At 66.3% G+C, this 13,023-nt stretch carries 15 protein-coding genes; 14 read left to right on the forward strand and 1 reads right to left on the reverse strand.

Features of this window, described 5'->3' with window-relative positions:
* Positions 1-28: 28 nt before the first annotated feature.
* From FHS74_RS03905 to FHS74_RS03940, 8 genes are all read left to right on the forward strand, one after another.
* On the forward strand, positions 29-616 hold the full coding sequence (locus FHS74_RS03905) for a riboflavin synthase (RefSeq protein ID WP_184797656.1): 588 nt from the start codon (positions 29-31) through the stop codon (positions 614-616).
* On the forward strand, positions 613-1,746 hold the full coding sequence (ribB, locus tag FHS74_RS03910; RefSeq protein ID WP_184797658.1) for a 3,4-dihydroxy-2-butanone-4-phosphate synthase: 1,134 nt from the start codon (positions 613-615) through the stop codon (positions 1,744-1,746). Before FHS74_RS03905 ends, ribB begins: the two co-directional genes overlap by 4 nt.
* Before the next feature lie 10 nt (positions 1,747-1,756).
* A complete protein-coding gene (ribH, locus tag FHS74_RS03915; protein ID WP_184797660.1) occupies positions 1,757-2,221 on the forward strand; it encodes a 6,7-dimethyl-8-ribityllumazine synthase in 465 nt (154 codons plus the stop codon).
* Positions 2,222-2,375: 154 nt separating this feature from the next.
* Complete coding sequence (gene nusB, locus FHS74_RS03920) at positions 2,376-2,915, forward strand: transcription antitermination factor NusB (RefSeq protein ID WP_184797662.1); 540 nt, start codon at positions 2,376-2,378, stop codon at positions 2,913-2,915.
* A 28-nt stretch (positions 2,916-2,943) separates the two neighbouring features.
* Positions 2,944-4,008 carry a thiamine-phosphate kinase gene (gene thiL, locus FHS74_RS03925; RefSeq protein WP_184797664.1) on the forward strand — a complete coding sequence of 355 codons (1,065 nt, stop codon included), beginning with the start codon at positions 2,944-2,946 and terminating at the stop codon, positions 4,006-4,008.
* Positions 4,009-4,163: 155 nt separating this feature from the next.
* Positions 4,164-4,601 carry a hypothetical protein gene (locus tag FHS74_RS03930; RefSeq protein WP_184797666.1) on the forward strand — a complete coding sequence of 146 codons (438 nt, stop codon included), beginning with the start codon at positions 4,164-4,166 and terminating at the stop codon, positions 4,599-4,601.
* A 22-nt stretch (positions 4,602-4,623) separates the two neighbouring features.
* On the forward strand, positions 4,624-5,103 hold the full coding sequence (locus FHS74_RS03935) for a GNAT family N-acetyltransferase (RefSeq protein ID WP_184797669.1): 480 nt from the start codon (positions 4,624-4,626) through the stop codon (positions 5,101-5,103).
* A gap of 444 nt (positions 5,104-5,547) precedes the next feature.
* Positions 5,548-7,668, forward strand: coding sequence for a sodium-translocating pyrophosphatase (locus FHS74_RS03940; RefSeq protein ID WP_184797671.1), 2,121 nt, complete (start codon positions 5,548-5,550; stop codon positions 7,666-7,668).
* Between the two features lie 256 nt (positions 7,669-7,924).
* On the opposite strand, the gene FHS74_RS03945 is transcribed toward FHS74_RS03940, so the two are convergent.
* Complete coding sequence (locus FHS74_RS03945; protein WP_184797673.1) at positions 7,925-8,416, reverse strand: outer membrane protein assembly factor BamE; 492 nt, start codon at positions 8,414-8,416, stop codon at positions 7,925-7,927.
* 247 nt (positions 8,417-8,663) lie between these two features.
* Here FHS74_RS03945 and FHS74_RS03950 point away from each other — a divergent pair, with 247 nt between their 5' ends.
* The 6 genes from FHS74_RS03950 (at position 8,664) to FHS74_RS03975 (ending at position 13,020) form a co-directional block, all read left to right on the forward strand.
* Positions 8,664-9,239, forward strand: coding sequence for a ubiquinol-cytochrome C chaperone family protein (locus FHS74_RS03950; protein ID WP_343066850.1), 576 nt, complete (start codon positions 8,664-8,666; stop codon positions 9,237-9,239).
* Between the two features lie 30 nt (positions 9,240-9,269).
* Complete coding sequence (locus FHS74_RS03955) at positions 9,270-9,923, forward strand: YceD family protein (RefSeq protein ID WP_246462904.1); 654 nt, start codon at positions 9,270-9,272, stop codon at positions 9,921-9,923.
* 237 nt (positions 9,924-10,160) lie between these two features.
* Positions 10,161-10,352, forward strand: a complete 192-nt coding sequence (gene rpmF / locus FHS74_RS03960; protein WP_184797677.1) for a 50S ribosomal protein L32 — start codon at positions 10,161-10,163, stop codon at positions 10,350-10,352.
* 37 nt (positions 10,353-10,389) lie between these two features.
* Positions 10,390-11,460, forward strand: coding sequence for a phosphate acyltransferase PlsX (plsX, locus tag FHS74_RS03965; RefSeq protein WP_184797679.1), 1,071 nt, complete (start codon positions 10,390-10,392; stop codon positions 11,458-11,460).
* Positions 11,461-11,489: 29 nt separating this feature from the next.
* Positions 11,490-12,464: a beta-ketoacyl-ACP synthase III gene (locus FHS74_RS03970; protein ID WP_281384604.1), complete on the forward strand. Its 975-nt coding sequence runs from the start codon at positions 11,490-11,492 to the stop codon at positions 12,462-12,464.
* Positions 12,465-12,708: 244 nt separating this feature from the next.
* Complete coding sequence (locus FHS74_RS03975) at positions 12,709-13,020, forward strand: integration host factor subunit alpha (protein WP_184797683.1); 312 nt, start codon at positions 12,709-12,711, stop codon at positions 13,018-13,020.
* The last annotated feature ends 3 nt before the right edge of the window (positions 13,021-13,023 follow it).

Consider the following 13,023-nt stretch of genomic DNA (forward strand, 5'->3'; position numbering starts at 1 on the left):
CGCATCGCCCGGTTCTAGTTTGTCGGCCATGTTTACCGGACTGATCACGGATGTCGGGCAGGTCACCGCTGTTGAACGGCGTGGCGATACCCGTTTCACCATCGCCACCGGGTTCGACCTGGAGACGGTTGCCATCGGCGCTTCCATCGCCTGCAACGGCGTCTGCCTGACGGTGGTGGAGAAGGGCGCGGACTGGTTCAAGGTGGACGTTTCCGCCGAGACCCATTCCAAGACCACCACCGGCGGTTGGCAGGCCGGCACGCCCGTGAACCTGGAGCGGTCCTTGCGCCTGGGCGACGAACTGGGCGGGCACCTGGTCTATGGCCATGTCGACGGCGTGATCCGCATCGTCGATGTTCAGCCGGACGGCGACAGCCAGCGCTGGTGGTTTGACGCGCCGCCGGAACTGGCCCGCTTCATCGCCGCCAAGGGCTCGGTGGCGCTGGACGGCGTGTCGCTCACCGTGAACTCGGTCGAGGGCACGCGCTTTGGTATCAACATCATTCCCCATACCCAGGAAAAGACCACGTTCCAGCACCTGAAGGCGGGCGGCGTGGTGAACCTGGAGGTGGACATGCTGGCGCGCTACGTCGCCCGATTGGTGGAAACGAAATGAGCAACATTCCGGCCGTCGTGGCCCTGTCCTCCCCCGAGGAACTGATCGAAGAGGCCCGCGCCGGCCGCATGTTCATCCTGGTCGATGACGAGGACCGGGAGAATGAGGGCGACCTGGTGATCCCGGCGGAATGCTGCGATGCCGCCGCCGTGAATTTCATGGCGCGGCATGGCCGCGGCCTGATCTGCCTGTCCATGGACACGGCCCAGATCAACCGGCTGAACCTGCCCCTGATGTCGCGGGACAACGCGTCCCGCCACCAGACCGCCTTCACCGTCTCCATCGAGGCGCGGGAAGGGGTCACCACCGGCATTTCGGCGGCCGACCGCGCCCGCACCATCGCCGTCGCCATCGACCCCGCCAGCGGCCCGCAGGACATCGCCACCCCCGGCCACATCTTCCCCTTGGTGGCGCGCGACGGGGGCGTCCTGGTCCGTGCCGGCCATACCGAGGCGGCGGTGGATTTCGCCCGGCTCGCCGGCAAGCTGCCGGCCGGCGTGATCTGCGAGATCATGAAGGATGACGGCACCATGGCCCGCTTGCCGGACCTGCTGCCCTTCGCCGCCGAACATGGACTGAAGATCGGCACCATCGCCGACCTCATCGCCTATCGCCGCCGTACCGAAACGCTGGTGGAGCGCACCTACACCACCGGCATCGAAAGCCGTCACGGCGGTCATTTCACCGTCCACGTCTACAAGAACCGCATCACGGCGGCCGAGCATCTGGCCCTGGTCATGGGCGACGTGGCCGATGGCCGGCCGGTGTTGGCCCGCATGCACGCGCTTGAGGTGGTGCACGACCTGCTGGGCGACGTGCGCCGGCAGGGCGCGGGCGACCTGGACATCGCCATGGCGACCGTGGCGCGCGAGGGCAGGGGCGTCATCGTTGTCATCCGGGACGCCCAACCCTTCTCGCTGCTGGACCGGCTGCGGGCGCTGGATGGCGCCGGCGCGCCGGACAGCGGACAGTTGCGCGACTATGGCGTGGGCGCGCAGATCCTGCTGGACCTGGGGGTCAAGGAACTGGATCTGCTGACCAACAATCCCAAGACCCCGGTGGGACTGGACGGGTATGGCCTGACCATCCACAGCCAGCGCGCCATTCCCCCGCGCCCCTCCCTCGCCTGAGGAGCCGGGATTGGCCGAAGCCCCCCACCTGATGATCGTCGAGGCCCGGTTCCATGAGGATATCGGCGAGGAACTGGTGCGCGGGGCCGCGGCGGAAATCGCCAAGGCCGGGGCGACGTATGAGCATTTCCAGGTTCCGGGGGCCTTCGAACTGCCGGCGGCCATCCAGTATTCCGTGAAGTCCATGGACTTTTATTCCGGCCGCCGCCGTTTCGATGGCTATGTCGCGCTGGGCTGCCTCATCCGGGGGGAGACCACGCACTATGACACCGTGGCGGCCGAGTGCGCCCGGGGCCTGAACGATCTGGTGCTGCGCCACACCCTGGCGCTGGGCTACGGCGTGCTGACGGTGGAGAATCGGGAGCAGGCCTGGGCCCGCGCGTCGATGGCGCAGAAGAACAAGGGGGCTGAAGCCGCCCGCGCCTGTCTTGAGATGATCGAGTTGAAGCGTCAGTTCAGGCTGAACACGCGTTAGGACGCCGGACAGTCAGGGAGCTCCTCCACCGCCGGCCGCGTCCGCTTCCTGGGCAGGCCCGCTATGCCGCCTAATTTTTCGGTTGGCCGGCTGCCCCATCTTTCCCTACTTTCGACTATCCTGTCCCTTCCTGGCGAAAAGCGTTTCCGAGATCATGGCACCCCGCAAAAAGGTCACCACCCCCGCGCCGGAAGTGAAGCTTCCCCCGCCCAAGCGCGCCGGCTCCGCCAAGGCGCGGCGCAGCGTCGCCCGCCTGAACGCCGTTCAGGCCCTGTATCAGATCGAGCTGACGTCAAGCTCGCCTGAGGTGATCATCACCGAGTACGCCAATTACCGCCTGGGGCAGGAACTGGACGGCGACCGCTACGTCTCCGCCGATGGTGAGCTGTTCGCCGCCATCGTGCGGGGCGCCAGTTCGCGCCAGCATGAGATCGACCCGGTGCTGACCCAGGCCCTGGACCGCCAGCATCTGGACCGGCTGGAGCTGCTGCTGCGGGCCATCCTGCGCGCCGGCGCCTGGGAGTTGCTGGCCGGCGGCGACACCGCCGCCCGTATCGTCATCAACGATTACATCGACGTGGCCCATGGCTTTTTCGCCGGCCGGGAACCCGGCATGATCAACGGCGTTCTGGACAAGGTGGCCCGCATCGTTCGCCCGGACGAACTGGCGGCCCGCACCAACGGTCAGGACTGACGGCTGAGGAAGGGGCGGATAGAGGCGGATGGTGGATACCGGCCCCGAGTCCCGCGCCCCTGTCGCCGTCCCTCCCGGGGGGACGGCGCCGCTGGGTGAGTTCGACCGCATCGCCCGCTATTTCCGCCCACTGGCCCAGGGGTTCCCCGGCGCCATGGCCCTGCGCGACGACGCCGCCTATGTCCGCGTGCCGCCAGGCAAGGAACTGGTGGTGACCACCGACGCCATGGTGGCCGGCGTCCATTTCTTCCCCGACGATGCGCCGGCCCTGGTGGCCGGCAAGTTGCTGCGCACCAATCTGTCCGACCTTGCGGCCAAAGGCGCCGATCCCCTGGCCTACAGCCTGGTCACCAGCTTGCCCCGGGCCCTGCCTGAGGATTGGCTGGCGGGATTTGCCAGCGGCCTGGCGGCGGACCAGGCGGAATTCGGCATTCACCTGTTGGGCGGGGACAGCACCGTCACCGACGGTCCGATCACGCTGGTCATCAGCGCGCTCGGCCTGGTCGACAGCGGGGCGGCCGTCCACCGCCAAGGGGCGGGGGCGGGCGATCTGGTTTTCGTCACCGGCACCATCGGCGACGCCACGCTGGGACTGGCCCTGGCCCAAGGACGCAAGGGCCCCGTGCCGGAAGAGGACCGGGAATTCCTGCTGGACCGTTTCCACCGGCCGCGACCGCGCCTGGGACTCGGGCCGGTGCTGCGGGCTGGCGCGACGGCGTCAGCCGACGTTTCCGACGGCCTGCTGGCTGATCTGGGCCATATCGCGCGCGAAAGCGGCCTGATGGCGGTGCTGGAGGCGGAGCGCATCCCCTTGTCGGTGCCGGCCCGCCGCATGCTCGCGGCCAACGCTTGCGCCATCACCGACCTGGTCACCGGTGGGGAGGACTACGAGGTGGTGTTCACCGCCCCGCCCGCCGCCCGCCCCGCCCTGATGGCGGCGGCGGCCAAGGCCAAGCTCACCGTCACCGAGATCGGGGCCTTGCGGCCCCTGGCGGCCGGCGGCGGCTGGACGGATGGCACCGGTCCCGCCCGGCTGGTGGATGCCATGGGCCGGGACATCACCCCCCGCGCCGCCGGGTGGCAGCACTTCTGATCCTGGTCTATCCTGAGGAGCGGGGACGTTGTGCCCCTGGGTGCGCCCTGGGATGCGCATGGTTTTTTAACGTCCGGGCGCCAGGATGGCGCGCGGCGATGGTTTCTGCGCCCGCGTTCCTTCTGTCGGATATCTCATCTATGAAAAAAATCGTCATGTTGGTCTTGGCTTTGCTGCTGCTCGTCGGTGCTGGCGTGGGGGGCTATGTTTTCCTGGTCCGCAAGGAGGGCCAGCCCAAGGTCGAGGAAGAGAAAAAGAAGCCTGCGGGGCCGCCCCAGTTCGTGGATATCGGGCCCTTCGTCCTGCCGGTCATGGGCGACAAGCAGATCGAACAGAACCTGCTGCTCCAGGTCCAGTTGCAGGTGGCCAGCGACGAGGTGAAGGAGACGGTGAAGGCACAGCGCTATCGCCTGCAGAACGCCTACATCGAGGCGCTGTATGGCAAGTTGGGCAAGCAACAGATCAAGTCCGGCCAGGTGATCGACGTGGTGCAGGTGCGCCGCTGGTTGATCGAAGCCACCAACAAGGTCATGGGCGACGGCGTGGTGGACGACGTGCTGATCCAGGCGGCGAACCAGCACCCCGCCTATTGATGATCATCCCGGAGGCGCCGCCATGGACATCCGCCCCTACCGGCCCGGCGACGAGTCGGGCATCGCCGATCTGATCGTGCCCATCCAGCGGGAGGAATTTGGCGTTCCCATCACCTACGCCGAACAGCCGGACCTGGGCGATATCCCCGGCTTTTACCAGAGGGGTGCCGGCCAGTTCTGGGTGGCGGTGGATGATGGGCGTGTGGTCGGCACCGTTTCCCTGAAGGACATCGGCGATGGCGCCGGGGCCCTGCGCAAGATGTTCGTCGCGGCCAGCCACCGCGGCGCGCCGCACCGGTTGGCGGCCGGCCTGCTGAATGTGCTGTTGGATCATTCCCGGGCACAGGGCCTGCGCGCCCTCTATCTGGGAACGACCGACAAGTTCCTGGCGGCCCATCGCTTCTATGGGAAGAACGGATTCCAGGTGGTGGCGCCCGACGCCCTGCCTGCGGGTTTCCCCCGTATGGCGGTGGATTCCCGATTCTATACGCTGGTGCTGTGAGAGGACCTCGAAGTCCGGTCGCGTTGGCGGGTCATCGGAGTCGGGGGATGCTCGGGACGGCGTGACGCCGCGCCCCACTCCACCCCGGCGGCATGGGGTGGGTAATCGGGCGATGCTACCGTCCGCTCCTGTACCGTCGGATTACTCCGATACGTCAAGTGTTTTAGATGATTTCATAATCATCCCCGCACCGGGTATGGCAATCGCTGGCAAAAGTTAACAAGTCGACGGACCAGCTACGGGGGCATGTTCTCTTCCGGGTGTTTTCGCGTTCTGGGTGGACATTTTAGCTTTTACTCTTCCAAATTTGGGAGAAGCTGATCGCGGGCGATTGCTTAGGCCCTGAATCCATGCCACTTTTTTCAGGCTAACGACGACCGACCCCGGCATCAGAATTGGGGGGGCGCCGAATCCTGGGAAACCAGTCAGGGAAAAGGAAACGACATGACAGGAGTGCTTCCCTTCGTGTGGGGGTGCGGCGCCTTGGCCGTGCTCTATGGTCTTTTCACCGCCAGGTCCGTCTTATCGGCAAGCCCCGGCAATGCGCGCATGCTGGAAATAGCGGCCGCCATCCAGGTGGGGGCGGGGGCCTATCTCAACCGCCAGTATCGCACCATCGCCATCGTCGGCGTGGTCCTGACCATCCTGCTGTACATCACCCTGAAATGGTACGTGGCCCTGGGCTTCGTCATCGGCGCGGTGCTGTCGGGGGCGGCGGGATATATCGGCATGAACGTGTCGGTCCGGGCCAATGTCCGCACGGCGGAGGCATCGCGCCACGGCATCGCGTCGGGCCTGTCCATCGCCTTCCGCTCGGGGGCTGTCACCGGCATGCTGGTGGCCGGCCTGGCCCTGCTGGGCGTGTCCGGTTATTTCGGACTGCTTTCCCACCTGGGCATCACCGGGCGACCGTTGGTCGACGCCCTGGTCGCCCTGGGTTTCGGCGCATCGCTGATCTCCATCTTCGCGCGCCTGGGGGGCGGCATCTTCACCAAGGGGGCGGACGTGGGCGCCGACCTGGTGGGCAAGGTCGAGGCCGGCATTCCGGAGGATGACCCCCGCAATCCCGCTGTCATCGCCGACAACGTCGGCGACAACGTGGGTGACTGCGCCGGCATGGCCGCCGATCTGTTCGAGACCTACGCCGTCACCACCGTGGCCACCATGGTGCTGTCGTCCATGTTCTTCGCCGGATCGGACCTGTTGGCGCCGATGATGCTGTACCCGCTGGCCATCGGCGGCGTCTGCATCATCACCTCCATCATCGGCACCTATTTCGTGCGCCTGGGGGCGGGCAGCATCATGGGGGCGCTGTACAAGGGACTGATCGCCACCGGCCTGCTGTCGCTGGTGGGCATATGGGGCGTCACCTATTGGGTCTTGCCCGATCACCTGGCGACCGCCTTTTCCGTCAATGGCAAGGAGTTCACCGGCCAGACGCTGTACTGCTGCGCCGTTGTGGGCCTGCTGGTCACGGCGCTGATCGTCTGGATCACCGAGTATTATACGGGCACCAACTACCGCCCGGTAAGATCGGTGGCGCAAAGCTCCACCACCGGCCATGGCACCAACGTCATCCAGGGCTTGGCCATTTCCATGGAGTCGACGGCGCTGCCGGCCCTGGTCATCTGCGCCGCCATCCTGACCACCCACCTGATGGCGGGGCTGCTGGGCATCGCCATCGCCGTGACCAGCATGCTGGCCTTGGCTGGCATGGTCGTGGCGCTGGACGCCTATGGTCCCGTCACCGACAACGGCGGCGGCATCGCCGAAATGGCGGATCTGCCGGCGGAGGTGCGGGTGACCACCGACGCCCTGGACGCCGTGGGCAACACCACCAAGGCCGTGACCAAGGGCTATGCCATCGGCTCCGCCGGCCTCGGGGCCCTGGTGCTGTTCGCCGCCTATAATGAGGACCTGCACTTCTTCATGGCAAACCCGACGGAGTATCCCTACTTCGCCGACCTGTCGGGCACGCTGAACTTCGGCTTGGACAACCCCTTCGTTGTCGTGGGCCTGATCCTGGGCGGGCTGCTGCCCTATCTGTTCGGGGCCATGGGCATGACGGCGGTGGGGCGTGCCGCCGGCTCGGTGGTGGAGGAGGTGCGGCGCCAGTTCCGGGAAAATCCCGGCATCATGGCCGGCACGTCCAAGCCCGACTATGGCCGCGCGGTGGACCTGCTGACCCGCGCCGCCATCAAGGAGATGGTGATCCCCTCGCTGCTGCCGGTGCTGGCGCCGGTGGTGTTGTACTTCGTCATCAACGCCATCGCCGGCAAGGGGGCCGCGTTCTCGGCGGTGGGCGCCATGCTGCTGGGCGTCATCGTCACCGGGTTGTTCGTCGCCATCTCCATGACCTCGGGCGGCGGCGCCTGGGACAATGCCAAGAAGTACATCGAGGAGGGGCACCATGGCGGTAAGGGGTCGGACGCGCACAAGGCGGCCGTCACCGGCGACACCGTGGGCGATCCCTACAAGGACACGGCCGGCCCGGCGGTGAACCCGATGATCAAGATCACCAACATCGTGGCGCTTCTGCTGCTGGCCATCTTGGCCCACGGCTGAGCGGCCTTATACCGACGGCATTTGACCTTGACCGGTCAAATGCCGTCCCTCAATCGCCGGGCGCGACCATCCGGTCGCTTGGCTTCCTCGATTTCCAGTCCGCCTTCGGCTCCCCGCGAATCTCCGGCGCCCGCCGTCGCGGGCTACAGCGGCACGAGCTCAGAATCTCGTACCACTGGTATTATCCATTTTCCGACAAAAAAAGCCCCGGGGCGTCGTCCTCGGGGCTTTTCCTCATTTCAGGGGCGCGCTGGGATCAACCCCCGCCGCCGCCGCCCTTCTTCTTCTTGTCGTCCTTCTTCTTGGTGCGGTTCAGGTTGCCCATGAGCTGCTCCAGGAAGGTGACGTCGTGACCGGCCGTTGGGGTCTCGCGATCCTCGGGGCTGATCTCTTCCTGCTGGCTGAGATCCACGTCGCCGACGGTGTTGACCACGCCCTGGTCGTTGAAGCTGATCTGCACCACCCGCTGCTGGACGATTTCCGGATCGAAGAAGGCCTCGTTCTCGGTGATGGCGCCGATGTAGTACCAGACGTTGGCGTCGACCGTGCTGGTGGTGCTGGGCGAGCCCAGCGCCTTCTGCACGTCTTCCTTGGTGCTGGTACCGGGACGCACGTCGGCAAGCCGACGGTCCTCCACCAGGTTGCCGCGATTGTTGATCGTGGGCGTGCAGGCCGTCAGCCCGATCCCGACAAGGCCCAGGCTGAGAAGGCCAGCGGGAGACAGCAACTTAAGGGTCTTGTTCGGCATGGTCTAAGACGTTAATCCCAAGAACGTTGATCGCGGGTCGGCCCGTTCCACGATTGAGGCATCCGTCATCCGTCGCACGGAATGCGATAATCCGGTAAAGAGGACCAATCGGCCAGGGGGCGCTGGCCTTTTCCTGTCCGGCGAGACGTCCATCGTCGCGCTTGACCGGTGGACGACCGCCCCCCATCTGGCCGGTGACAATCGCACCAGCCGCTTTGTCCTGTCAACGAAAGCCGGGTTTCTCACCGTGATTGCCTTGATTGAACGCCTGTTCCGCAGCCCCCGCCGCCAAGCGGCCGTGCTGCGCCTTTACGCCGGCATCGTCGATCAGGCGCGTCAGCCGGAATTCTACACGGCGGCGGCGGGCGAAGGCCGGGGCGTTCCCGACACGGTGGAGGGGCGGTTCGAGGTGGTGACCCTGCACGCCTGGCTGGTCATGCGCCGCCTGGCGGCGGAAGGCGCCGCCCTGGCCGATCTCAACCAGGCCCTGTTCGACCATATGTTCACCGACCTGGATTTCAGCCTGCGCGAACTGGGCGCCAGCGAGATGGTCGTGGGCAAGAAGGTGAAGGATTTGGGCAAGCATTTCTACGGCCGGGCCGACGCCTACGAATCGGCCCTCAAGGTGGAGGCGGGGGAGGGCGGCCGGAAGGCGCTGGAGGAGGCGCTGGACCGTAACCTGTTCGGCTCCACCCTCCCGGACGGGCCCGAAGTGGCCGCGATGGCCCTGTATGTCCTGGCGGCGGCCGGCCGTCTGGCGGCGCAACCGCGCGAGTCCCTGCTGGTGGACGGTCCGGCCTTTCCCGCTTCGCCGCGGCTGTGAAGCCATTCGTTTCTTATGGAGTTGCGCGTCATGGCTGACATGACCCCTGAATTTTCCCGTCCCGTCTTCGCCGACAAGGTCTCGTCCCGCGAAAGCGTGGAGAAGATCACCGCCACGCCGGCGGAGCGGGTGGCCCTGGCCAAGCGCCTGGATCTCGTCTCGCTGGACAGCCTGACGGCCCTGGTGCGCCTGCGCCGCATCCGCGGCGGCCAGATGGTGCGCGTCACCGGCGAGCTGGAGGCCCAGGTGGTCCAGAGCTGCGTGGTGACGCTGGAGCCGCTGCCAGCACACGTCCGCGATACCTTCCAGGCCCTGTTCGCCCCCGCCCATCTCGTGCCCAAGGACGAGGCGGACCTGGAAACCCTGGGGCTGGATGATGAGGTCGACCCGCCTGAGGCCATCGAGAACGGCCGCATCGACATCGGTGAGCTGGTGGCCCAGCACCTGTCGCTGGCCCTCGATCCCTATCCCCGCAAGGCGGACGCCGAACGCTTCGTCCATGTCGAGGATTGGGAGGGGGAGGGCGAGTTTCCCGATGCGCCCAACGAGCCACCGCCCGAAAAGGCCGGGGCGGAGGATGAGCCGGAGTCGCCGCTCGCCGGGGCCGCGACTCAAGCCGGCGATGCCGGGGACGGGAAGCCCAACCCCTTTGGCGCCCTTGCGAAGCTGCGTCCCAAAACTTAATTTGGTCTTTGGCGCTTGCCCTCCGCTGGGATTTCAAGTAATGAAAGCGCCCTGTTTCATCCGGTCCAGGGCTGGACCGGGTTCCTTGTCGTTTGGCCTCATGTTGTTTTCCGCAAGCCCGCCCCCAATAAAAAGGGGTGGGAAAAGGATGGCGGTTTCGCTACAGCATGGGGCCTGACGATGGTTAGCAAGACGGCACGTGGGTGGTCGTCTGAACCGAGTAGAGAGTAGACGATCATGGCCGTTCCTAAGAAAAAGACCTCCAAGTCTCGCCGCGACATGCGCCGTTCGCACCACGCCATCTCCGCTGGTGCGCACCACGAATGCTCCAACTGCGGTGAGCTGACCCGTCCGCATCATGTCTGTGGCTCCTGCGGCCATTACGATGGCCGTGAGGTCGTCGTCGACACTGCTGCCGCTGCCGCCTGATCCGGTTCGCCCCGGTGCTTGAGGAGGTCGCTGTCCGGTGAGCACACGCCTGCGAATCGCCCTAGACGCGATGGGCGGCGATCACGCCCCGGACATGGTGGTGGACGGCGCGAATATCGCGCGCGAACGCTGCCCGAACGTGGACTTCCTGTTCGTCGGTGATGAGCAGCGCATCACAGCGCTGCTCGAAAGCCGGCCGGCACTGAAGGCGATCTCCCAGGTTCGCCATACCGCCGACGTCGTGGCCATGGATGCGAAGCCATCCGTGGCCCTTCGTTCTGGTCGTGGCTCAAGCATGCGCCTGGCCATTGATGCCGTGGCCTCCGGTGACGCGGCCTGTGTCGTCTCCGCCGGCAACACCGGCGCGTTGATGGCCATGGCCAAGTTCGTGCTGAAGACCCTGCCGGGTATCAACCGGCCGGCCATCGCCACCATGCTGCCCACCACCCGGGGCGATTGCGTGATGCTGGACCTGGGTGCCAACCTGGAATGCGACGCCGATAATCTGGTGCAGTTCGCCGTCCTGGGCACGGTCTTCGCGCAAACGGTACTGGGTCTGCTGGAGCCCACCATCGGCCTTCTGAACGTTGGTTCGGAGGAGCAGAAGGGCCATGAGGACATCCGGGCCGCCGCCGCCGCCCTGCGCGCCACACCGCTGGCCCGCAACTTCCACGGTTTCGTGGAAGGCGACGATATCGCGGCCGGCACGGTTGATGTCGTGGTGACGGACGGCTTCACGGGCAACGTGGCCCTGAAGATGGCTGAGGGTACCGGCAAACTGTTCGGTGAGTACCTGCGCCGCACCTTCCAGTCGTCGCTGCTGGCCAAGCTGGGCTATCTCCTGGCCCGCACCGCCTTCAATAAATTGCGCCAGCGTCTGGATCCCCGGCGCTACAACGGCGCCATGTTCCTGGGACTCCAGGGCGTATGCGTCAAAAGCCATGGCGGCACCGATGCGCTGGGTTTCGCCAACGCCATCTGCGTGGCGGTCGACCTGGTCCAGCACGGCTTTGACGACAAGATCCGCAAGGAACTGGCCTTGCTTCAGGAGAGCTTGCAGGCAGCGGCCGCCGCTTCCGGTACCGACCCCCAGGCCGTCGCCCAGTGACGGCCCTTTTCATGACGGCTGGTTGAACGATGGTGATGCGCTCCGTGATCGTGGGCTGCGGCTCTTACCTGCCGGCCCGCATCGTGACCAACGACGAGCTGGCCAGGACGGTCGACACCTCCGACGAGTGGATCACCCAGCGTACCGGCATCCGCAGCCGCCACATCGCCGCCGAGGGCGAAAAGACATCGGACCTGGCGTTGAAGGCCGCCCAGGCGGCCTTGGCGCATGGCGGCGTCGCGGTGGACGAGGTGGATCTGATCGTACTGGCCACCGCCACGCCGGATCAGACCTTTCCCGCGACCGCCGCCAAGGTGCAAGCCGCCCTGGGCATGACCCGGGGGGCCGCGTTCGACGTGCAGGCCGTCTGCTCCGGCTTCATCTACGCGCTGTCGGTCGCCGACAATTTCATCAAAGCGGGCCAGGCCCGCACCGTGCTGGTTATCGGGGCCGAGACCTTCTCCCGCATCCTGGATTGGACAGACCGCACCACCTGCGTGTTGTTTGGTGACGGCGCCGGTGCGGTGGTGCTGCGGGCGGAGGAGGGGCAGGGGACATCCGAGGATCGGGGCATCCTGTCTACCCATCTGCATTCCGACGGCCGCCATCACGACCTGCTGTATGTCGACGGCGGCCCGTCCTCCACCCAGACCGTGGGCCACGTGCGCATGGCGGGGCAGGAAGTTTTCAAGCACGCCGTGGTCAATCTGGCCGAGGTGGTGGGGGAGGCGCTGGCGGCCAACGGCCTGACGCCCGGCGACCTGGACTGGCTGGTCCCGCACCAGGCCAACCGCCGCATCATCGAAAGCACCGGCCGCAAGCTGAAGCTGGACCCCAGCCGGGTGGTGATGACCGTGGACCATCATGGCAACACCTCCGCCGCCTCCATTCCCCTCGCGTTGTGCGAGGCCGTGACCGATGGCCGCATCCAGCGGGGCGAACTGGTCCTGCTGGAGGCCATGGGCGGTGGCTTCACCTGGGGCGCGGCGCTGGTCCGGTTCTAAGGACGGCGGCTTACCTTCGTAGTCTGGGGCGCTGGCCCGCGCGGCGCGGGCTTTTCCGGGTTCGTGTTCCCCGGCGCTTTCGCGGCGCACCATTCTTGGGTGCCCTGCAGCACCGTCCAAGCCGGACGGACGGTCTATCCGAATCTGACAACACTTTGGCAAACCTTTGGAATTGACGGCTTTCCCGCTGGGCATTACCGTTCCCGCAGTTGGCAAAGGGGCCACTGGTTGAGGGAGGGCACCCATGGGAGATCACACCGTCACGCGCGCTCAATTGAGCGAGGCTGTCTACCAAGAGGTGGGGCTGTCGCGGAACGAGTCCGCCGATCTGGTGGAGAGCGTGCTGGATGAGATCGCCTCCGCGCTGGGGCGGGGGGAAATGGTCAAGATTTCTTCCTTCGGCAGTTTTTCCGTCCGCGCCAAGGGCGAACGCGTCGGCCGCAACCCCAAGACCGGGGAGGAGGTTCCGATCCTGCCGCGCCGTGTCCTGGTGTTCCGCGCCAGCCACGTGCTGAAAAACCGCATCAACGACGTCCTGACGGCCGACGAGCGCTAAGCC

This window comes from Nitrospirillum iridis, from assembly GCF_014205765.1.
In the GTDB taxonomy this organism is placed as follows: Bacteria; Pseudomonadota; Alphaproteobacteria; order Azospirillales; family Azospirillaceae; genus Nitrospirillum; species Nitrospirillum iridis.

Coding starts and splice junctions, on each gene's coding strand:
- FHS74_RS03905 (WP_184797656.1), top strand. CDS start 29: ATGTTTACCGGACTGATCACGGATGTCGGGCAGGTCACCGCTGTTGAA.
- ribB (WP_184797658.1), top strand. CDS start 613: ATGAGCAACATTCCGGCCGTCGTGGCCCTGTCCTCCCCCGAGGAACTG.
- nusB (WP_184797662.1), top strand. CDS start 2,376: ATGGCACCCCGCAAAAAGGTCACCACCCCCGCGCCGGAAGTGAAGCTT.
- thiL (WP_184797664.1), top strand. CDS start 2,944: ATGGTGGATACCGGCCCCGAGTCCCGCGCCCCTGTCGCCGTCCCTCCC.
- FHS74_RS03930 (WP_184797666.1), top strand. CDS start 4,164: ATGTTGGTCTTGGCTTTGCTGCTGCTCGTCGGTGCTGGCGTGGGGGGC.
- FHS74_RS03935 (WP_184797669.1), top strand. CDS start 4,624: ATGGACATCCGCCCCTACCGGCCCGGCGACGAGTCGGGCATCGCCGAT.
- FHS74_RS03940 (WP_184797671.1), top strand. CDS start 5,548: ATGACAGGAGTGCTTCCCTTCGTGTGGGGGTGCGGCGCCTTGGCCGTG.
- FHS74_RS03945 (WP_184797673.1), bottom strand. CDS start 8,416: ATGCCGAACAAGACCCTTAAGTTGCTGTCTCCCGCTGGCCTTCTCAGC.
- FHS74_RS03955 (WP_246462904.1), top strand. CDS start 9,270: ATGGCTGACATGACCCCTGAATTTTCCCGTCCCGTCTTCGCCGACAAG.
- rpmF (WP_184797677.1), top strand. CDS start 10,161: ATGGCCGTTCCTAAGAAAAAGACCTCCAAGTCTCGCCGCGACATGCGC.
- FHS74_RS03970 (WP_281384604.1), top strand. CDS start 11,490: ATGGTGATGCGCTCCGTGATCGTGGGCTGCGGCTCTTACCTGCCGGCC.
- FHS74_RS03975 (WP_184797683.1), top strand. CDS start 12,709: ATGGGAGATCACACCGTCACGCGCGCTCAATTGAGCGAGGCTGTCTAC.